Genomic DNA, 19814 nt, shown 5'->3' with positions numbered 1-19814 from the left:
GAGCATGGCATCGACAGCAACCATGGCCGGCACTGAACCGGTCTTCCATCTGGAAGAAGAGCATGCGCATGCCGAAGGCAGCAGCACCATGCTTGGCTTCTGGCTCTATCTGATGAGCGACTGCCTGATCTTCGCCATGCTGTTCGCGGCCTATGGCGTGCTCGGCGGCAATTACGCGGCGGGGCCAGCGCCGAAGGACCTGTTCGATCTCGATCTGGTGGCGGTCAACACCACCATGCTGCTCTTGTCCTCGATCACCTATGGTTTTGCCATGCTGACCATGGACAAGGGCCGCGTCGCGGCGACGCAAGCCTGGCTTGCCGTAACCGGGCTGTTCGGCCTCGCCTTCCTGTCGATCGAGCTCTACGAATTCGCGCACATGATCCATGAAGGCGCCACGCCACAGCGCAGCGCCTTCCTGTCGTCTTTCTTCACCCTGGTTGGAACGCACGGCCTGCACGTCACCTTCGGCATTGTCTGGATGGTGACGCTGATGACGCAGGTCGCCCGGTTCGGCCTCACCGAGGCCAATCGCCGCCGGCTGATGTGCCTCTCGATGTTCTGGCATTTTCTCGACGTCGTCTGGATCGGCGTCTTCACCTTCGTCTATCTGATGGGGATGTTGCGATGAGCGCTCATGATCACACCGATCACAGCCACGCCCATGGCGGAGCCGCGCATGGATCGTTCAGGGGCTATCTGATTGGCTTCATCCTGTCGGTGATCCTGACCGCCATTCCGTTCTGGCTGGTCATGAGCGGCGCCATCGACAACAAGCAGGCCACGGCCATCGTCATCATGGCCTTCGCGGTGGTGCAGATCGTCGTCCACATGGTCTTCTTCCTGCATATGAACACCGCCTCGGAGGGAGGCTGGTCGATGCTGGCCCTGATCTTCACGCTGATCCTGGTCGTCATCGTGCTGACCGGCTCGCTCTGGGTGATGTACCACCTCAATGCCAACATGATGCCGGGGCTGCACGACATGCGCGAGATGCCATGAGCCCGGCGCCGGGCGCGGGGAGGACCACTGCCGAAGCACGGATCGGGCAGGCCGGCATTGGTTTGCCCGCCGCGCCACGAAAGGACGTCGGCAGATCGCCCGCGTCGCGGCTTTTCCTCGCACTGCTCGGGCTCCTCGGCGTGCTGGTGTTTCTCGGGCTCGGCATATGGCAGCTTGAAAGGCGGGTCTGGAAGCTCGACCTGATCGCCCGCGTCGACCAACGCATCCATGCTCCCGTTGCCGATGCGCCCGGCCCGGCGAACTGGAACGGCATGACCGCGGCCGGTTACGAGTACAGCCATGTGCGATTGGCCGGGCACTTTCTGGGCGGCGCCAACACGCTGGTGCAAGCGGTGACGGAGCTTGGCGGCGGCTATTGGGTGCTGACGCCGCTGCGGACCGACCGTGGCTTTGCCGTGCTGGTCAACCGCGGCTTCATTCCCCAGGAGCGCAAGACCGAGTTCGAGCGGGAGAGTGGCGGCTTCGCCGCGCCGGCAGCCATTGACGGGCTGTTGCGCATGAGCGAGCCCGGCGGTGGCTTCCTGCGCAACAACGATGCTGCGGGCAATCGCTGGTATTCGCGCGACGTCGCCGCCATCGCAACCGCACGCGGCCTGACAAACAACGTCGCCCCCTATTTCGTCGATGCGGAAGCATCCGGCGGCTGGCCGCGCGGTGGTCTGACCGTCGTGACTTTCCGCAACAGCCATTTGGTCTATGCTTTGACCTGGTTCACGCTCGCTGCGATGCTTGCCGCGGCCCTGGCCGCGCCGATGATCGGCGCCCGCTGGCGGCGAGGACCGGCACGATGAGCCTCCCGACGCAAACGCTTCGCAACGAGAAATCCTTCGCGGTATCCCTTGCGGGTAACGGCGGCACGGTCTCGGATCCCGGCGCGGCGAGCAGGAAGAACCTGCTCCTGCTCATCCAGCTGCGTTGGCTGGCGGTGGCGGGTCAGGTGCTCACCATTCTGGTGACGGAATACTGGTTCGATATCCCGCTGCCGCTGCCGGAGATGGCCGGCGTCGTGCTTTTCCTGGTCGGGCTGAACATCTTCAGCCTGCTGGCTTCGCGCGGCCAGCGCCCGATCAGAAACGCGCAGCTGTTCGTCGCGCTGATTTTCGACATGGCGGCGCTGACCACCCAGCTCTACCTCAGCGGCGGTGCCTCGAACCCGTTCGTGTCGCTCTACCTCTTGCAGATCACGCTTGGCGCCGCGCTGCTGACACCCTGGTCGACCTGGAGCCTGGTGGCCGCCGCTTCCGCCTGCTTCGTCTTCCTCACCTTCCAGTTCCAGCCGATCGCCATCCCGCATCACGGCGGCAGCGACCTGCTGGCCCTGCACATCAGGGGCATGTTCATCTGCTTCGTGCTGGCGGCCGGCCTGATCGTGATCTTCATGACGCGCATCAACCGCAATCTGCGCGAGCGCGATGCCTATCTCGCCGACCTGCGCCAGCACTCGGCCGAGGAGGATCACATTGTGCGCATGGGCCTGCTCGCCTCGGGCGCCGCGCACGAGCTGGGCACGCCACTTTCGACCATATCCGTGATCCTCTCCGACTGGCGCCAGATGCGCAGCGTCACCCGCAACCGCGAACTTGCCGGGGACGTCGCCGAAATGCAGGCGCAGATCGAGCGCTGCAAAAGCATCGTCTCGGGCATCCTGATGTCGTCGGGACAGGCGCGGGGCGAAGGCACGATCCGCACCAGCATCCGCCATTTCATCGATGACCTGGTCCAGGAATGGCGTGTCAGCCGCCAGCCGCTCAATCTGGAGTACAGCAACGATTTCGAACCCGACGAGCAGATCGTCTCCGACACGGCGCTGAAGCAGGTCATCTTCAACGTGTTCGACAACGCCCAGGAAGCCTCGCCCGATTGGATTGGCGTCACTGCCGAACGGCAGGGCGAGAAACTGGTGATTGCCGTGCGCGATCGCGGGCCAGGTTTCGACGAGGCTATTCTGGCCGCACTCGGCCAGCCCTATATGTCGAGCAAGGGACGGCCGGGCGGTGGCCTCGGCCTTTTCCTCGTCGTCAACGTGGTTCGAAAGTTGGGAGGCGACTTTTCAGCGCGTAACCTGGAGCAGGGAGCCTGTGTTACGCTCTCGCTGCCGCTCGCGGCGCTGACCGATGGAGATGATCGTGAGGCCTGATCGATCCCTGTTTATCGTCGAGGACGACGCCACCTTCGCGAAGACGCTGAAACGCTCTTTCGAAAAGCGCGACTACGACGTGATGGTCTGCCATGGCAGGGAAGACTTGGTTCGCGCCCTCGAAACGGCGGTTCCGACCTACGCCGTCGTTGATCTCAAGCTTGGCGCCGGCGGCTCCGGGCTGGAATGCGTCAAGCTGCTCAGCGCCCGCGATGCTTCGATGAGGATCGTCGTGCTGACCGGCTTTGCCAGCATCGCCACCGCAGTCGAGGCGATCAAACTCGGCGCATGTCATTACCTGGCCAAGCCCGCCAACACCGACGACATCGAAGCCGCCTTCGGTCGGGCCGAGGGCGATGTTTCGGTTTCCGTCAGCAATCGTCCCACTTCGATTAAGAACCTCGAATGGGAGCGCATCCACGAAACGCTCGTCGAGACCGGCTTCAACATCTCCGAAACCGCGCGCCGGCTCGGCCTGCACCGGCGCACCCTGGCCCGCAAGCTCGAGAAACGCGTGGTGCGATAGCAGGAAGCGCCGTGTGACGATCGTGCCGAAATCGATTTAGTTCATCGGCAATTCGAGCGGTAGCATTCAAAGCTTCCTTGTGCGGCCTGGGATGCCTATCTGTGTGGACAGATACGGAACAGGCAAAAAAATTGGCGCAACGATCGGGCAGTGCGGATCTTCCACTTCATGGCGGACGCGTGCCGAAATGGCTGGGCGACCGCATGACGCGCCTTGGCGCGGTCATGTGCGAAGCGATCATCCACCATTATGGCCGCAACGAATTGCTGCGGCGGCTGGCGCATCCGTTCTGGTTCCAGTCCTTCGGCGCCGTCATGGGCATGGACTGGCACTCGTCCGGCATCACGACCAGCGTCGTCGGCGCCTTGAAACGCGGTCTGACGCCGCTGTCGGGAGAACTCGGCATTCATGTCTGCGGCGGTCGTGGCGCGCATTCGCGCAAGACCCCGCATGAGCTTGCCGCGATCGGCGAGCGCATCGGCTTCGACGGCACGCGCCTGGCAACCGCCAGCCGGCTTGTGGCCAAGGTCGACAGTGCCGCCGTCCAGGATGGCTTCGACCTCTATCTGCACGGCTTCATCGTCACCGATGACGGCGACTGGGTGGTGGTGCAGCAAGGCATGAACGGCGACAGCAAGGTGGCGCGGCGCTACCATTGGCTGTCCGAAGGTCTGAAGAGTTTCGTCGATCAGCCGCACGCCGCCATCGAGGGCGCCAACCAGGGCGAGATCGTAAACCTGACCGACCGCCGCGCCGAGGCCTCGCGCCAGGGACAGCTGGACCTGCTCCAGGACCTCGGCCCGGACCGCATCCTCCGGGAATTCGCTGCCCTAGACCTAGAGCCGGGCACGGTGTCGGCTCCGGAGCAGCCGCTGCTGCCGCATCTGGTCATGCCGGCGCACCATGACGTGCGCGAAAGCGATGTCGTCATGCGCCGCCTGCATGGAAACATGGCGGCGGCCGCCGAACGCGGTCCGGCGGATTTCTCCGAGCTTCTCCTGGTTCCCGGCGTAGGCGCGCGCACCGTGCGCGCATTGGCCCTCGTTGCCGAAGTGGTGCATGGCGCGCCGTGCCGGTTTTCGGACCCGGGCCGTTTCTCACTCGCCCATGGCGGCAAGGACAGGCACCCGTTTCCTGTTCCGCTCAAGGTCTATGACGAGACAATCGGCGTGCTGAAGTCCGCAGTACAGAAAGCCAAACTTGGCCGTGAAGAGGAAATCGGCGCGCTGCGGCGGCTCGACGATCAGTCGCGGCAGGTCGAGCGGTACGTCACCGGCCCCAGCCTGAAGGAGATCGTCGCCGGCGAATTCGACCAATCGCACCTGCTCGGCGGCCGTAGCGTCTTTGGTTGGGAACCGGCGCCGGACAAGGCGCCGGCGGAGTTGGACAAGAAGGCGTGACAAGGCAACCAACCCTCCGCGTCATGCCACGCGGCGGTAGCTGTAGTGATCGCGGATGAATTCGTTGAAGAAGCGGCCTTTCGAGGCGGCCTTCCTGAAAGCGGCATAGGTTGCCGGGGCAACGTCCGCATAGTCGTAGCGATGGCCGCTCGGCACGAACCAGACGGAGAGGGTTCTGGTGGCGGGATCGTATTGTGTGTTTCGGATCGCGGTCGATGGCATGTTGGCACCTGACTGCCCAGCCAGATAAATTCGCCAGCCATGGGTCCGGTTCCCCGCCGTTGCCCCCGCACATCAAGCATGGCGGCGCGGCTCGGTATTGCCCGGTCGCTCAGCCCTCACCATCTAGGCGGGATGTCGCCACTCAAATTGAAAGCCACCGGCCACACTCCGGCATTCCAGCATGATCTCTTTGGGGCTGCTGAGGAATTGCCCGAGGGTTTTGCCTACCAGCCCGAATTGATCACGCCTCAGGAAGCGACAGAGCTTGCGCGGCATCTTGAGAGACTACCGTTCCAGGCGTTTGATTTCCACGGCCATCTGGCAAACCGGCGTGTCGTCGGGTTTGGCCTGCGCTACGACTATGACCGGCGTGAAGTCGTCGAGGCGGCGCCGATTCCCGACTTCCTGCTGCCCATGCGAGAGAAGGTCGCGGCCTTTGCGCGCCGGCCTGTCGAGGCCTTCGCGCAGGTGCTGATCAATGAATACCGGCCTGGCGCCGGTATAGGCTGGCATCGCGACAAGCCGCATTTCGAGGATGTCGCCGGCGTTTCGCTGCTGGCGCCCTGCAGCTTTCGGCTGCGGCGAAAGAACGGCGACAAATGGGAGCGCCGGACCATCGTCGTCGAGCCAGGATCAGCCTATCTGATGACCGGGCCTTCGCGCACGGAGTGGGAGCACAGCATCCCGCCGCTCGCCGAGCATCGCTACTCCATCACCTTGCGGACGCTGCGCTCTCAAAATCCCTGAGGTCAAGCCGATCGCCGAGGCTCTACTTCACGCCGATGCCGGCAGTCAGGCCGCCGTCTATTCTGTAGTCGGCGCCGGTGCAGAAGCTGGCCTTGGACGAGCACAGGAAAGCGATGAGTTCGGCCACTTCCTCCGGCTCGCCGATGCGGCCGAGCGGATGGGCCGCGCCGAAGCGCCGGTAGGCCTCTTCGACATCGGCATCGCTGCCACTGTCGCCGCGTGCGGCTTTCTCCAGGATCGGCGTGCGGATCGAGCCCGGGCTGACCGAATTCACCCTTATGCCTGATGCCGCGTAGTCGAGCGCCAGCGAGCGCGTCAGCGTGTGGATAGCGCCCTTGGTCGTGGCATAGGCGGCGACGTTCTGCTGGCAGGCGAAGCCCTGCACTGAGGCGACGTTGACGATGGCGCCGCCACCGCGCTTGATCATTTCCGGGATGCCGAAATGGGCGGTCAGGTAGATCGAGCCGACATTGACCGTCATCGCCCGGTTCCAGGTTTCCCAATCGGTCGTCGTCGCTGTGCCATAGGGATGGACCGCGGCGGAATTGACGATGACGTCGATGCCGCCGAATTTCGCGACACCGGCCGCGACCGCGTCGCGCACCTGATCGGAGACCGAGACGTCAACCGTTTGCACCAGCGCACTCGCTCCGGCCTTGGCAAGGCTTTCCTGCATGGCGGCATTGGCTGCCCGGTCGATGCCGCAGGCGATGATCGCCGCACCCCCTTGCGCCAGCCGCCTTGCTGTGGCGAGCGCGATGCCGGTCGTCCCCGTCACCAATGCCACCTTGCCGTCGAAATCCTTCATCGGGAAAGCTCCTTCATGCGCTATCAAAAACCCGGTTCTGAGTTTGACACTCATCCTAGTCAAACAATAGGTTGCCGCTCTCTCGCAAGAAGGAAGCGGTAATGGAACAGTGCTGGCGCTGGTATGGTCCGGATGATCCGGTGACACTCGATCATGTCAGGCAGGCTGGCGCCACCGGCGTGGTTTCGGCACTGCACCACATCTACGATGGCCGGGCATGGCCCGAAGCCGATGTGCTCGAGCGCAAGCGGATCATCGAGGCGGCCGGCCTGACATGGTCGGTGGTCGAGAGCATCCCGGTCCACAATTCTTTCAAGATCGGCGCGCCGGAACGCGAGCGCTATGCCGGCTACTATCGCGACAGCATCCGCACGCTCGCCAAGGCCGGCATCAAAACGATCTGCTATAATTTCATGCCGGTGGTGGATTGGACCCGCACCGACCTCATCTATCGCCTGCCGACAACCGGCTATGCCTTGCGTTTCGACGCCATCGATTTTGCCGCCTATGATCTTTTCGTGCTGCAACGCAAGAACGGCGCCGCCAGCTATACGCCGGCGCGGATCGCCGAGGCCGAGAAGCGGCTGAAGGCGCTGACATCGGATGAGGTCGACCAGATCGAACGCAACCTGATTGCCGGCCTGCCGGCAACCGAGCGCAAATATGACCGCGACAGTTTCCGCGAGGCTTTGGCGGAGTATGACGGGATCGGGCCGAAGGAGTTGCGCGACAACCTCGCCTGGTTCCTGCGCGAGATCATTCCGGTGGCCGAAGAGGAGGGGGTGCGCATGTGCATCCACCCCGACGATCCGCCCTTTTCGCTCTATGGCCTGCCGCGCGTCGTTTCGACAGCGCAGGATGCGCGCTTCATCCTCAATGCCGTCGATAGCCCGGCCAATGGGCTGACCTTCTGCACCGGCTCCTACGGTACGCGCGCCGACAACGATATCGTCGCCATGGTCAAGGAATTCGCCGACCGCATCCATTTTGTCCATCTGCGCAACATCACCATCGAGGAGGACGGCTCGTTCTACGAAGCCGAGCATCTCGAGGGCGGCACCGACATGGCGCATGTCATCCTCGCTCTGATGCAGGAGGAAGCGCGCCGCCGCAAGGAGGGCCGGGCTGACTGGCGCATTCCGATGCGGCCGGACCACGGCCATCTGCTCGCCGACGATATCGGCAAGAAGAAGATCAATCCCGGCTACTCGCTGATCGGCCGGCTGAAAGGCCTCGCCGAACTGCGTGGCATCATGCGCGCCGTGGAGAAGTTCGGGTTGGCCTGACGCTTAGTGAAGGTGCCTGAGCTTGTCGGGGTTGCGCACGACATAGATGGCGGCGATCTTCCCGCCCTCGATGTCGAGTGCGGTGGTTTGGAGTTCGCCATCGGCTTCCAGGCTGACGAACCCCGGCAATCCGTTGATGAAACCGACGCGGACAAGTTTCGAGCCATGCGTTCGCAACCAGGCCGCCACGCGCTCGTATTGCTTCATCACGGCATCGAAGCCCAGGGCCGGTTCGGCGGCTGCCGGACGCTTGCCGCCGCCGTCGGCATGGGCGATGACATCGGCGCTCAACATGGCGCCAAGCGCCTTCATGTCACCGCTGCGCGAGGCCGCGAAAAAGGCCTCGGCAAGCTGGAGGCCATATTGTCTTTCCACCGCAAAGCGAGGCCGCGTCTCGCGGACATGGCCGCGCGCCCGGGCGGCGAGCTGGCGGCAAGCCGCCGCATCACGATCGACCGCGGCCGCCACCTCGTCGAACCCGAGCCCGAACACATCGTGCAGCAGAAAGGCGGCGCGCTCGAGCGGTGACAGCCGTTCCAGCGCGAGCATCAGCGGCAAGGTGACGTCTTCCACTTCGTCCTCTTCCACCACGGGATCGGGAAGCCAGGGGCCGACATAGGTCTCGCGTTTGTGCCGCGCGGATTTGAGCTGGTCGAGACAGAGCCGCGTCACAGTGCGGCGCAGGAATGCCTCGGGCTCGCGCACCGCGTTGCGATCGGCCTTCATCCAGCGGATGAAGGCCTCCTGCACGGCGTCCTCGGCGTCCGACACCGAGCCCAGCATGCGATAGGCGACGCGCATGAGCTTGGGGCGCAGCGGGCCGAAGCCCGCTGCCGCATCGTCGGCCGCTGAGCTCGTCATCAGGCCGCGGCCACCCGGGCGGCCTTGACGGCAGCCGGGTCGGCATACAGGCCGAAACCGACAGCGATACGGTTCCAGGCGTTGATGATGTTGATCGTCAAGGTGAGCTTGATCTGCTCCTCCTCCGTGAAATGCGCCTTCAGTTCTTCATAGGCGCCTGCGCGGCCGGTGTCTTCCGAAAGCCGGGTCAAGGCCTCGGTCCAGGCAAGGGCGGCGCGCTCACGGTCGCTGTAGCAAGGTGCCTCGCGCCAGGCCGGCAGCAGATAGATGCGCTGCTCGGTCTCGCCGTTCTCGCGCGCCTCGGTGGCGTGGAGATTGATGCAGTTGGCGCAGCCATTGATCTGCGAGGCGCGCAGTTTCACCAGTTCGGTGAGGCTGTGCTCGAGGCTGGCGGCAGCGGAGAGCTCGATCGAGGAGCGCTGCCAGTTCTTCATCAGCGAAGGGGCGGCGGCGAAGAGGTCGATTTTTGCGGTCATGATTGGCTTCCTTCTGTTGCTGCCGATCCCATGACGAGCGGGGACTTGCTGGTGTGACATGCACGCCAGGGTTTTTGTCCGCCATGCGCCGCTCCCGTCAGCTGCTCCAGCATGTTTCGCGGCGTCGGCCAGGTCACCTTCGACCGTTCGCCGTTGTTGATGCGCACCAAGCGGCGGCCGCCATCCGGCTCGAAGCGTGCGTAACTTGCGCGACATCTAATATAAGAGCAGAATTGAAGGCGTTTGAAGGAGAACGGCTCATAAGCAAATTGGGAGGAAACCATGAACACCATGAGCCTCACCACGCTTGATCGCGGCAAGACGACAGTCGATGCCGAGGCAATAGAAGCGCTTTCGGCACAATTGCGCGGCACACTGCTTCAGCAGGGGGACGCCGCCTACAACGAAGCCCGCACCGTGTGGAATGCCACGGTCGACCGGAGGCCCGGGCTGATCGTGTGTTGCGTCGGCGCCTCCGACGTCATCCGTGCCGTGAATTTCGCCAGGGAAAACAGGCTTCTCGTCTCCGTGCGCGGCGGCGGCCACAACATTGCCGGCAGTGCCGTATGCGATGGCGGTCTGATGATCGATCTGTCGCCGATGAAGTCGGTGCGGGTCGATCCCGCCGCCCGGCGGGCATGGGTCGGACCTGGCGCTACACTCGCCGATGTCGACCGCGAAACACAGGCCTTTGGGCTGACAGTGCCGACAGGCATCAATTCGACCACCGGCATATCAGGCCTGACCCTGGGCGGCGGCTTTGGCTGGATCACCCGCAAATTCGGCCTGACCATCGACAATCTTGTCTCTGCCGATGTGGTCACCGCCGACGGCAAGTTGCTGCGCGCCAGCCAGACCGAAAATCCGGACCTGTTCTGGGCGCTGCGTGGCGGCGGCGGCAATTTCGGCATTGTCACGGCATTTGAGTTTCAGCTCCACCAGATGGGTCCGCAGGTTCTGTCGGGGCTTGTCGTGCATCCTTTCGCCGATGCCGAGAAGGTGCTGGAGGAGTATCGTAAGGCGCTCGAAACGGCTCCAGACGAACTGACCTGCTGGGTGGTGATGCGGCAGGCGCCGCCGCTGCCCTTCCTGCCGGCCGAGTGGCATGGCAAGGATGTTCTGGTGCTGGCCATGTGCTATTGCGGCGATCTTCAGGCAGGTGAAAAGGCGACGAAGAAGCTTCGCGCCATCGGCTCGCCGATTGCCGATGTCGTCGGCCCCAACCCGTTCACCGGCTGGCAGCAGGCATTCGACCCATTGCTTACCCCGGGCGCCCGCAACTACTGGAAGAGCCATGACTTCACCCAGCTTCCCGACAGGGCAGTTGAGATCGTCACCGAAGCGATACGTGAGCTTCCTGGCCCGGAATGCGAGATATTCATCGGCCATGTCGGCGGTGCGGCGGGCCGTGTGGAGCAGAACGCAACGGCGTTTCCGCAACGCAGCTCGCACTTCGTCATGAATGTCCATGCCCGCTGGCGCGAACCTGCAATGGACAGGGCCTGCATCGGTTGGGCGCGCAGCCTCTATGAGGCGGCCAAGCCCTATGCTGCCGGCACAGCCTATGTGAACTTCATGCCTGAGGACGAGGTTGACCGGGTCGAAGCGGCCTATGGCGGCAATTACCAACGGCTTCTGGAGATCAAGCAGCGCTATGACCCGCTGAACCTGTTCCGCATGAACCAGAATTTGCGGCCCAAACAAAGCCAGCGCGCCGCCTGAGCCGTCCGCGTGGCAGTGAAAAAAGCCGCGCCTCCGCCAGAGGCGCGGGCTTTCGCGTGGCCATAGGTCACTGCTTTTCCGAGCTCAGTTTACAAGGGCTGCCACCGCGTCAGGCGCTTGGCCCTGTTGCGCGCCACGCACTCGAAAACAGAACGAGATTGATGGTGATGACTTCCAGATAGGCTGCGACCGTCGCCTGGTCGATCTTGGAAGCGCCGCCGCTGATCAATAGGTCGCCCCTACCAAGAACTCGACATGCTGGCCGACCTCGATGAGCCCCGCGACCTCTTCGGCATGCTGCTCGGAGCCGGCCCCATCGAAAAAGGCTCTCGCCTGACCTTTTGTGAGCGAGCGATGTCGTTCCTCGGCCTATCGCACGTCGTGGCGGAAGTCCGCCCGACCCGCCAGCACACAGGATGCGATAGCCGAGCGCCGGCCGATGTTCAGCTTGGCGAAGATGCGCCTGATGTGTTCGCGTACCGTGTAGCTGCTGATGCCGAGCTGGCGCGCAATCTCCTTGTCGAGCTTGCCGTCTGCGATCAGCAGCGCGATCTGCAGTTCGCGCCGGGTCAGCAGATCGGCGGCCGACAGCGGTAGATCTGTAGCAGCATCAGGGACATAGACCGCGTCATAGATCAGATAGTGCGTACCGGCACATACGATGCGGCCAACAGGCCGCTGATCGCCATGGCCGCTCGGCCCGCCGCGATCGTCCTCGTCGAGATGACGGATGGCGACCAGCGAATGGCCGTTGACGACAAAGCTCGATGTGGCCGTGTCGCGCCCACATTCTTCGCCTGGCGCAGAGCTTTTCCGTGCGGCGGAAATCTCGTCAGCGAAGTCGGAAAGTCTCTGCAAATTCTCGGCACGTGCAACCATGGTCGAACGCCCCAGTTGGCAGGAAACTCAGTACAATCACAAGCCCTGGCGCACCAACAAAACTGCTACGCCGCCGAACCCCCGGCGCAACCAGTATGAAAGCTGCATAGATGGCCCAGACTATAACACCTTCCGAAATATTAGCATTCCAAAAATCATCATCGGGTCGCCAATTTTCACCTTTCAGCGCCCGAATCCGGCGTGGATCGAGCGCAAAAGATCAGGGGTGAGCCTGACGCCGCGGTTGAACAGTCCGGCCGGGGCCAACGGCACACCCGGCCGGCAACCCCAGGCGCCGCCCGAATGCGGGCGCGGACCGGCAGTGTGAACCGCGATCACCACCGGTGGGCCGGCCTGCTGGCGATGGATCCATACGGGCGCGCCGCTATGCCCCGGACAGGTATCGACGCTGTAGAAAAGCTGCCGTTCGGTGATCCGGTCGAGACGCTCGGCATGCTCCCATTGCGTGCCATCGGGCTTATCGGCCGGATAGCCCGAAATGTGCAGCAGGCGCGAGCTGCGCAGCCGTTCGAGGTCCTGGCGGTTCGGCGACCATAACTGGAAGAAACCGGGCGCCGGCGAGAACGGCCGCTCGAGTTCGATCAGCCCGACATCGTGCAGCGCCGACGGTCGCCGGCGATAGGGCGGATTGACGTGCCATCGCTTCGCCCATTGCCAGCCGAACGGCCGCGCCTCGCGTGACGCACGGCCTGGTGTGACGCGGATGCGCACCGCCAGATTGGGCAGGCCGAGGCGCTTGCGGATCGGGCTGGTGATGCAATGCGCGGCCGTCAGCAGTCGCGTCGGCGAAATCAGGAATGCGGTGCAGCCGGTCAGCCTGCCGTCGCCGAAGTCGCGCTCGATATGGCAGACCGCGCTGTACGGAAAGCGGTTGGTGTGCGCGACCCTGGCGCGGCCATCGGTCGGCCCGACCACGGCATAGTCCGCTTCATCGGCCAGCCGGTCGAGTTCGAAGGGTGTGGGCGAAAACAGCGTCATGTGTCTTGCCCGTGTTCGGCCTGCGGTGGCACGACATCCTGCGGCGTCACGTCCGGCGGCGACACATCGTCGATCCCGGCCTCGCCCCCCGGCCCCTGTTGCGCCTCGACGGGATCCGTCTCATCGGTTGCCGCCGCGCCGAGCATGCCGCGCAGGCGGTCGACCAGCAGGTGGGCCTCTTCGCCACGGCTCTCGAGATAGGCCGTGGCCCGATCCATGAACTCCTCGTCGGACCGGAAAGGCACCTCCGTCTGGCGCTGCGGCGGCGACCGCAGCGCCTTGACCTCTTGCAGAACGATTGCGTCCAGATCGGCCCATACCGACCTTGAATGCGGTGCGACTTGCCCGTGCATCGGGGCCTCCTTCGGGTTCAGTTGTCGTACATCAGTGCCGCTTCGTCGAATGTCGTGCTGTTGGGGTCGTAGAGCAGCGGGCGCTCCCGATCCTGCAGCCAGCCCTCATAGTTCCTGGCCCGGCGCGGATGCATGGCCTGGCGGGTGAGCCGGGCCGCCTGGACCAGGATCTGGCCCGGCTGCAAATTGCGGATCGCGGCGTTGACCCTCGGGTCGGCGCGGCTCGGCTGCCGGTAATGTTCGATGATCCGCTGTGCGATGGAATTGATTCCCTTGGTCATGCCGATGCTCAGCGGACGGTTGCGGTCTATGCCGGCGCGGGTGATGCGATAGACCTGCGGCCCCGGTGCCAGGAATGGCCGCAACAACGCATCGACCTGGCCGCCCCGGCTGGCGGCGGTGCGCGCCGCGTCGATGGCCGCCAGCGACACCGGCGGGGTCCAGCCGCGCCAGCCCGGCAGTTGCGAGCCGCGCGCCCGCACCGATGTCTGGCGGCGCGCCGGCCGTGGCGCACGCCGCACGGTCGCCTCGTCGAAAGAGGCGTCGCCGCCGCATCCGCAACCGCAGCCGCCACTTGGAAAATGCCGGCGCCGGACCTCGACGGCACGAAAGCCCTGCTGCTGGCGGCAGCGCGCGCAGCCGCATAGCCGGCGGTGGGGCACCGCTTGCGCGGCCTCGTCGACCAGCGCGTCGAGTTGTTCGTCGAGATATGACATGCCGGCTCCCTTCCTCGTACCCTGTTTCAACACGGTGTGCCGGTACGGCGTCACCCCGGACCCGCGTTGACTGTTGCGTCCGATGCCGTGGCCCGCCGGCGCAGCCTCGCCACTGTCCTCTCCCGCTGTTCGACCGTCGGCAAGGGAAAGGACAGCCGCGCCGGCCGCGGGGGCCTGATGTCGAGATAGCGCGCGATATTGGCGTCCGGGCTGAGCTCCAGCTGAAGCACCGAGGCCGGAGCCGAAAGCAGCGAGACAACGCCCGGGCCGTGGCCGGCGACGGTGCTGTCCGAGTGCACGATCACGCCCACCGAGACATGCCCGCCCAGCCGTGACCGGCCAAAACGGTTGTCTGCGTCCATGATCCCGACGATGTCGCCGAACCGCAGCGAACCGAGTTTGTAGCGCCGCACCATGCCAGGATCCGACATCTGGATGTCGTAGTCGCCGCGCAGCACATTGTTGCGGCCCAGCCCCGAGCCCATGACGCGGGCCGGAATGCGGTGTGTCACCTTGACATGGATCCGGCCGTTGCGCTCGACCGGCCGCCAGCGGGCGAGCAGCCGCGGCGAGCAGTTCCAGATCGCGACGTCAGGAAAATCGGTCAGGCGCAGGCCAAGCCCATAGGCCCAGACCTGGATGCGGTCACCGATCGCCATCTGCCGCATCGCCGGCAGCGGAAAGTCGATCAGCACGGTGTCGACGCCGCCATGCTTGCCGGTCACCACGCCGCGCGCACCGGCGGCGCGGCCTGTGGTGACGATGGCGTGATTGCCGACACAGGAATAGCTTTGCAGCGCCTGGTTGGCGGCATCGGGGCTGCCGCCCGCGGCGCGCGTCTCGTTGCGGATCGACACCGCCGGCTCGACATGGTCTCCGGCCAGCCCGACGCAGGGGTCACCCACGCGATGGTTGAGCACGATACCGCCGGTGCCCGGCAGCGAGCGTGGCCTGCCATCATAGCCGATACGCCATGGCGTCCCCTTTTCGGTCGGCGAGGCCACCTGTCCCGCGACGCTGATCATGACCAGGTCGCGCGCGTTGGTGCGCAAGCCGTGGACCGGGAGGATGCGGGGCGGTTTCATGCCGCGGCCTCCACCGGGGCCAGTTCGTACCAGAGCGCGCAGGCATTGCGCCACGGATCGTCCGGCGTCTCGTCATGGTCGGCAGGATCTTCCAGCGCCCAGTCGGTTTCGCTCCAGCTGTCGGGCAGCGCCAGGATGACCGGGGCGATCACCTGGATGATCGCGGCACTGCGGCCGCTGGCGGCTATTGGGGCCGCAGCCGGCCAGAACGCCGCACCGGACCAGCCCTGGATGGCGCCAGGGTGGCGCGTGACTGGAAACGCCAGCCGTCCGAGATAATCACACAGTGGCGGGAGCGCGCCGGGGCTGCCGGCGCTGGTGAGGATATAGGTGCTCTCGGGCTGAAGGGCGGCGGACAGCGCGATCACATCGCGGGCGCATTCATCCAGTGGCGCGGCGGTGCCGGCCAGATCGCCAAGCCGCGCTTCGAGCGCCGCGCAGCAGCCTTCGAAACGCGGCAGCAGGGCCGTCCCCTCGCGTTCGGGCAGCGCACTCTCATACTGTGCGTCGCCGATCCAGTGCACGCGCGACGACAGCCGGCCGTTCTGCCAGGCGCGCCGCCAGGGTTCGAGTTCCAGCACCAGTTCCCGCAATGTGGCGTCCCTGACATCGGGACGGAGCCAGCCGCCGCCCATCCGGTCCGGCCGGTGGCGGTAGTATTCGTCATTGTCGAGCAAGGTGTAGAAGCCGCGCGGTAGCCACACCCGCGCCGATTGCGACAGCGTTACCGTCACCAGCAGCCCCATCGGTGACAACGCCAGCGGGGCGTCGATGACGATGTTCGGCGGCTTTGGCGAAAAGCGCCCGGGAAGAGCCAGATGGTGGTCCATCACTGACAACCTTCAGACTGCCTAGAGCAATTCCAGGAAAAGTGTGAGGCGGTTTTCCCATCCGGAATTGCCTGGAAACAAAGCTTTGGACCTGTTCAGCAATTCCGCGCGACGCTGAACAGCTCCAACGGTTCAGGCGGCTATGCGCGAGGCGGTGTTGCGGTTCATCCCGTACGACCAGTGCACACGATCGCCATCGAGGCCGGGGAAGCGCCGCCCTTCGCGCGTCAGCCGGTAGGCGGCCAGCCACGCATCGGCTTGCGAACCCATCTTCTTGGCGTCGGCGTCGAATTCGGCCGGCGTGATCGTCGTGCGGAAATCGTTTTCGGCGATGTATTGCAGGATTCGCCGCCCCGCGTCGGCCATCTTGGCGCGTTCCGACATCTCGGTGGCGCCGCCCAGATGACGGTTGGCGACGGCTTCGATAACATCCCATTTGGTGTTGGCGTCGAACGATTTCTTGATATCGGGCGCGTCGAACAGCTCGAAGATCTGCTGCACATATTGGCCGGTTTCCCGCGTCAGCGCCAGGATGTTGCCATAGCTCGAACGGTCTAGGTGATAGCGCAGGTCCGTGCCGACGCGCTGCACCGTGGCCAGTGCGGCGAATGGCCGGTCGTTGATGGTCGAACTGCCACGGATGACCTGGCCGATCGTCAGGTCCTGGAAGTATTGCGACATCGCGTTCATGAAGGCGACCAGCTGGAAGTGGAAGCTGCGGTTGACGATGGCTCCGGCCGGCACCGGTGCGCGGCCGTAATTGAAGACGCGGCGATAGGCAATCAGCCGGTCGCGGCGCTTGTAGCGGATCGGCCGCCACTTCTCGAGGATGTAGAGCCCGCGCGCGCCTGGGCCGCGCTGGATGCGGATCTGGCCGTTCTGGAACAGCCGGCGCAACACATCGACCACCTGGAACAGTTTCATGCGGTCCATCTGGTAGATGTAATAGAGTTCGGCCGATGCCTGCAGCTGTGGTGGGATGATGGATTCATCGAAATCATTGCGCAGCTGCGGCATCTGCAGCGCATCGAACGGCTTGACCGGTCCATCGCCGAAGCCGACCAGATCCGCGAAGCTGGTGGTCGCCGAACTGGACGACCGATCAAGCAGTTCACCATAGCGGCCCTCGAACTCGCTTTCGAAAGCAGCCCGGTCCGCCGGCGACAATCCGGGCAGTTCGTCCCTGAAGAAGCGCTGGAACAGCCGTTGGATGACCTCATTGGATTCGCTAGCCATAACAGACCTCATGTTGCTCGAATTGGCGGCTCACGGTTTTCAGGCTTTGGGCGGCTCGCCGGACGCTGCGTCCTGGCTGGCGGCAATGGCGTTCAATACGGCTGGCGCCAGGTCGAAGAAGCGCGCCAGTTCGCTGTCGGTCACAACGGTGGGAAGCCCAGTGCTGAAAGTGTTGGCGTCGCGGACGCGTCTGACGAACTCGTTGCGCCGGGTTTCCAGGGGCTTGCCCTTCTGGAATGCCACGATTTCCTGCAACGATGCGAATTTCGCCTGGTTGAACCAACGCCCGGCGATCGTCCGGCCGACGATATCGCCTGATGTGTCGACGGCCGCAGCATAGAGCGCGGTGACATTGTCCTTGTCGCGCAGGCCAAGCGACTGCACCGTTTCGTCCAGCCTGTCGATCGCCTTGCCGATCTCGCCAAGCTTCTTGTCGATGGCGTCGCCATTGGGCTGGTTCTTCAGTGCGGTGGCAATGGTTTCGATCGCTACGGTCAAGCGGTCGAAGGTCTTCGATTGTTCACCGTCGGAGTACCCCTTGATTGCCTTGGCAACGTCGCCGATGGCCTTCTGGGTCCCCTTGCTGCCGCTGTCGACCTTGTCGGTCAACAGATCGATCGACTGCGGCGTTTCGGCCTCCACTTCGAAGCGGGCCTTGACCCCGGCGTGGAACTTGTTGGCCGGATGGTAGGGAAACGGAATTTTAGCAGCCATTGTCCTGCTCCTCTCCTGCCTGCTCAAGCCGACCAGTAGTCGGGACGGTTCTGCCCTATGCTCGCCATCGAGCTGGCGATCGGCGACGGCATCTGGACCGGGCTCGGCAGATTGGTGCCCTGGCCGAACGTATCGGCGAGGATCCGGCGGATCATCCAGCGGATCAGCGACTGGTTGTTGCGGAAATTGAAGACGTTGAAGTCGCATTGTGAGGTCAGCGACCGCACCAGGCGCTCGGTCTGGTCCTCAGCCTGGTAGAAGGTACGCAACTCACGCACCATCAGCCCTTTCAGGCTCGAATCCCAAGCGCCGGGACCACCGAACGGGTTGAGCAATTCATCGGAGATCGTGCCGAGCTTGCCCTTCAGCTTGTCGCTGAATTCGCACAGAAGCACGCCGGGGTTCTTCAACTGGTCGGTCAGCTCCAGCACCGCGTCGGCGACGATGCCGACGGCGGTCGCCCGCCTCTCCTGTTCACCGAGGCCGTCCGGATCGGTGCCGACCGCATAGAGATCGATCGCCCTGTCGAGCAGGAACAGCATGTAGTCCAGGAGCACCTGGCAGCTGATGTCGTCATCGTCGCAGCCGCAGCCGGCGAAGCAGTCGACCTGCTCGAGCAGGAAGCCGCGCGCGATGGTAAGGTTCATCAGGCGAATGGCGCCTTGGTCGGGGCCGCCCGCGCCGTAGAGGCCGTAGACGATGATCGGTGGCCGGGCGACATAGAGCAGCCGCGAGCTGCCTTTGGCGACGAACGCATCGACGAAGAGCTGCAGGCTGGAGACGAACGCCACCAGCGGCGGTGATTCCGGCGGGCCCGACGTGATCGGCACGTCGATCGGAACCGGGATGCTCTGGCCGAACTGGATCAGGCGCTGGAAGCGGTGAACGAGCATCGCGGACGCCGTCGACAACTCACGCAGGCCCTCGACACTTGCGCCTGTCGACAGGTCGACCAGGTCGTCCATCGCCTGTGACAGCGCGTTCTCCTCCAGCAGCGCACGCAGGTCCGCCTGGCCGCCGGCCTCCAGCTGCTGCACCAGGTTGCGGTAGGCTTCGATGCCGCGCGGCCAGTCCTCCTGGCCGAGCGTGCTTTCGACCGAACCGGTCAGGCTGCGCAGTGCCATGATGACGGCGTTGCGGCGCGCCTGCAGTTCACCGGCCGCTGAACGCACGATCGCGGTGCTGCGGGTGATGCCGTTGGATGCCAGTCCCTCGCCGATGGCGACAAGGATCAGCCCCGCCAGGACGTCGCAGCTCTGGGCAAAGCGCCGGAAAAGGATGGCGCTGCCGTCGGTCAGCGTGCCGACATAGCGGGCCAGCCGCGAATACTCGCCGAGCTGGCGTCGCGCCGACATGGCCCTGTCGTGGTTGACCGAATCCAGCGCCAGGCGTGCGGCCGCAAGCCCATCATTGGCGAGCTGACGGATCGAGCGTCCCCAACCAATCATCTCGATGCGGATATCCTTCAGCGGCGATGAGGTTGAAAGTGTCTGCAGATCGCGCTCGAGGTCATCTTGCGCCTGCGCCATCTCGACAGAGGAGGGGCCGGTGTTCCGGACTTGCGGCACATAATCGGGCACGCTCGAATAGGGCAGTCCCGCGCGTTCGCGGCGGTCCCTGTCCGCTTCCTGCGGATAGAAATTCAACAGCGCGTTGGCGATCTGGTCGGGATCGCGCGGATCACTGACGCGCAGCGTCTTGCGCAGCAGATTGTCGACGGCGACCGTGGCGGGCGACCGAAACTTCGAGACCGGGCTGGCGGCGGTGGTAAACAGGTCGGCCATGACATCTCAC

23 protein-coding genes are annotated in these 19814 nt (G+C 64.5%); 9 read left to right on the top strand and 14 right to left on the bottom strand.

Annotation, left to right across the window (positions count from 1 at the left end; translation table 11 throughout):
* Positions 1–4 precede the first annotated feature (4 nt).
* The 6 genes from cyoC (at position 5) to CKW40_RS00735 (ending at position 5086) form a co-directional block, all read left to right on the top strand.
* Complete coding sequence (gene cyoC / locus CKW40_RS00760; protein ID WP_095198053.1) at positions 5–631, top strand: cytochrome o ubiquinol oxidase subunit III; 627 nt, start codon at positions 5–7, stop codon at positions 629–631.
* Positions 628–1002: a cytochrome o ubiquinol oxidase subunit IV gene (gene cyoD, locus CKW40_RS00755; protein WP_095198052.1), complete on the top strand. Its 375-nt coding sequence runs from the start codon at positions 628–630 to the stop codon at positions 1000–1002. The genes cyoC and cyoD overlap by 4 nt, the downstream gene beginning before the upstream one ends.
* The gene (locus tag CKW40_RS00750; RefSeq protein ID WP_095198051.1) at positions 999–1814 is read left to right on the top strand and encodes an SURF1 family protein; all 816 of its coding nucleotides are present in this window, start codon (positions 999–1001) and stop codon (positions 1812–1814) included. Before cyoD ends, CKW40_RS00750 begins: the two co-directional genes overlap by 4 nt.
* Positions 1811–3160, top strand: coding sequence for an ATP-binding protein (locus CKW40_RS00745; RefSeq protein WP_095198050.1), 1350 nt, complete (start codon positions 1811–1813; stop codon positions 3158–3160). Before CKW40_RS00750 ends, CKW40_RS00745 begins: the two co-directional genes overlap by 4 nt.
* Entirely contained in the window at positions 3150–3686 is a 537-nt protein-coding gene (locus CKW40_RS00740) for a response regulator transcription factor (protein ID WP_198421132.1), read from the top strand. The genes CKW40_RS00745 and CKW40_RS00740 overlap by 11 nt, the downstream gene beginning before the upstream one ends.
* 131 nt (positions 3687–3817) lie before the next feature.
* Entirely contained in the window at positions 3818–5086 is a 1269-nt protein-coding gene (locus CKW40_RS00735) for a DUF763 domain-containing protein (RefSeq protein ID WP_095198466.1), read from the top strand.
* Between the two features lie 21 nt (positions 5087–5107).
* Here CKW40_RS00735 and CKW40_RS00730 read toward each other — a convergent pair whose 3' ends face one another.
* A complete protein-coding gene (locus tag CKW40_RS00730; protein ID WP_056565368.1) occupies positions 5108–5308 on the bottom strand; it encodes a KTSC domain-containing protein in 201 nt (66 codons plus the stop codon).
* A 132-nt stretch (positions 5309–5440) separates the two neighbouring features.
* Here CKW40_RS00730 and CKW40_RS00725 point away from each other — a divergent pair, with 132 nt between their 5' ends.
* Positions 5441–6055, top strand: a complete 615-nt coding sequence (locus tag CKW40_RS00725; RefSeq protein WP_095198048.1) for an alpha-ketoglutarate-dependent dioxygenase AlkB — start codon at positions 5441–5443, stop codon at positions 6053–6055.
* Between the two features lie 22 nt (positions 6056–6077).
* Here CKW40_RS00725 and CKW40_RS00720 read toward each other — a convergent pair whose 3' ends face one another.
* A complete protein-coding gene (locus CKW40_RS00720; protein WP_095198047.1) occupies positions 6078–6863 on the bottom strand; it encodes an SDR family NAD(P)-dependent oxidoreductase in 786 nt (261 codons plus the stop codon).
* A gap of 101 nt (positions 6864–6964) precedes the next feature.
* On the opposite strand from CKW40_RS00720, the gene uxuA reads away from it, so the two are divergent.
* Positions 6965–8149 (top strand): mannonate dehydratase, encoded by a 1185-nt coding sequence (gene uxuA / locus CKW40_RS00715; protein WP_095198046.1) that lies wholly within the window; start codon positions 6965–6967, stop codon positions 8147–8149.
* A 3-nt stretch (positions 8150–8152) separates the two neighbouring features.
* Here the strand turns inward: uxuA and CKW40_RS00710 are convergent, their stop codons facing one another.
* Genes CKW40_RS00710 through CKW40_RS43610 form a run of 3 tightly spaced genes read right to left on the bottom strand, consistent with a single transcriptional unit; the run spans position 8153 to position 9779 of the window.
* Positions 8153–9010 (bottom strand): sigma-70 family RNA polymerase sigma factor, encoded by an 858-nt coding sequence (locus tag CKW40_RS00710; RefSeq protein ID WP_095198045.1) that lies wholly within the window; start codon positions 9008–9010, stop codon positions 8153–8155.
* Complete coding sequence (locus tag CKW40_RS00705; protein ID WP_095198044.1) at positions 9010–9486, bottom strand: carboxymuconolactone decarboxylase family protein; 477 nt, start codon at positions 9484–9486, stop codon at positions 9010–9012. The genes CKW40_RS00710 and CKW40_RS00705 overlap by 1 nt, the downstream gene beginning before the upstream one ends.
* Entirely contained in the window at positions 9483–9779 is a 297-nt protein-coding gene (locus CKW40_RS43610; protein ID WP_179297779.1) for a hypothetical protein, read from the bottom strand. Before CKW40_RS43610 ends, CKW40_RS00705 begins: the two co-directional genes overlap by 4 nt.
* Between CKW40_RS43610 and CKW40_RS00700 the strand changes: the two genes are divergently transcribed.
* Positions 9769–11208: an FAD-binding oxidoreductase gene (locus CKW40_RS00700; RefSeq protein WP_095198043.1), complete on the top strand. Its 1440-nt coding sequence runs from the start codon at positions 9769–9771 to the stop codon at positions 11206–11208. The genes CKW40_RS43610 and CKW40_RS00700 overlap by 11 nt on opposite strands.
* A gap of 369 nt (positions 11209–11577) precedes the next feature.
* Here CKW40_RS00700 and CKW40_RS00695 read toward each other — a convergent pair whose 3' ends face one another.
* From CKW40_RS00695 to CKW40_RS00655, 9 genes are all read right to left on the bottom strand, one after another.
* Complete coding sequence (locus tag CKW40_RS00695) at positions 11578–12087, bottom strand: helix-turn-helix transcriptional regulator (RefSeq protein ID WP_095198042.1); 510 nt, start codon at positions 12085–12087, stop codon at positions 11578–11580.
* A 183-nt stretch (positions 12088–12270) separates the two neighbouring features.
* On the bottom strand, positions 12271–13086 hold the full coding sequence (locus tag CKW40_RS00690) for a trypsin-like serine peptidase (protein WP_095198041.1): 816 nt from the start codon (positions 13084–13086) through the stop codon (positions 12271–12273).
* Positions 13083–13439, bottom strand: coding sequence for a hypothetical protein (locus CKW40_RS00685; protein ID WP_095198040.1), 357 nt, complete (start codon positions 13437–13439; stop codon positions 13083–13085). The genes CKW40_RS00690 and CKW40_RS00685 overlap by 4 nt, the downstream gene beginning before the upstream one ends.
* 17 nt (positions 13440–13456) lie before the next feature.
* Entirely contained in the window at positions 13457–14155 is a 699-nt protein-coding gene (locus tag CKW40_RS00680) for a hypothetical protein (protein WP_095198039.1), read from the bottom strand.
* Between the two features lie 50 nt (positions 14156–14205).
* Positions 14206–15240: a DUF4438 domain-containing protein gene (locus CKW40_RS00675; protein ID WP_095198038.1), complete on the bottom strand. Its 1035-nt coding sequence runs from the start codon at positions 15238–15240 to the stop codon at positions 14206–14208.
* Positions 15237–16070 (bottom strand): hypothetical protein, encoded by an 834-nt coding sequence (locus tag CKW40_RS00670; protein WP_095198037.1) that lies wholly within the window; start codon positions 16068–16070, stop codon positions 15237–15239. Before CKW40_RS00670 ends, CKW40_RS00675 begins: the two co-directional genes overlap by 4 nt.
* A 132-nt stretch (positions 16071–16202) precedes the next feature.
* Entirely contained in the window at positions 16203–17306 is a 1104-nt protein-coding gene (locus CKW40_RS00665) for a hypothetical protein (RefSeq protein ID WP_095198036.1), read from the bottom strand.
* Positions 17307–17345: 39 nt separating this feature from the next.
* Positions 17346–18020: a hypothetical protein gene (locus CKW40_RS00660; protein WP_095198035.1), complete on the bottom strand. Its 675-nt coding sequence runs from the start codon at positions 18018–18020 to the stop codon at positions 17346–17348.
* Between the two features lie 23 nt (positions 18021–18043).
* A complete protein-coding gene (locus CKW40_RS00655) occupies positions 18044–19804 on the bottom strand; it encodes a hypothetical protein (protein ID WP_244571037.1) in 1761 nt (586 codons plus the stop codon).
* Positions 19805–19814: the final 10 nt, after the last annotated feature.

This window comes from Mesorhizobium carmichaelinearum (genome assembly GCF_900199455.1).
GTDB lineage: Bacteria > Pseudomonadota > Alphaproteobacteria > Rhizobiales > Rhizobiaceae > Mesorhizobium > Mesorhizobium carmichaelinearum.
Note: the sequence above shows the minus strand (reverse complement) of the source record. Positions and strands in the feature narration are given on the sequence as shown.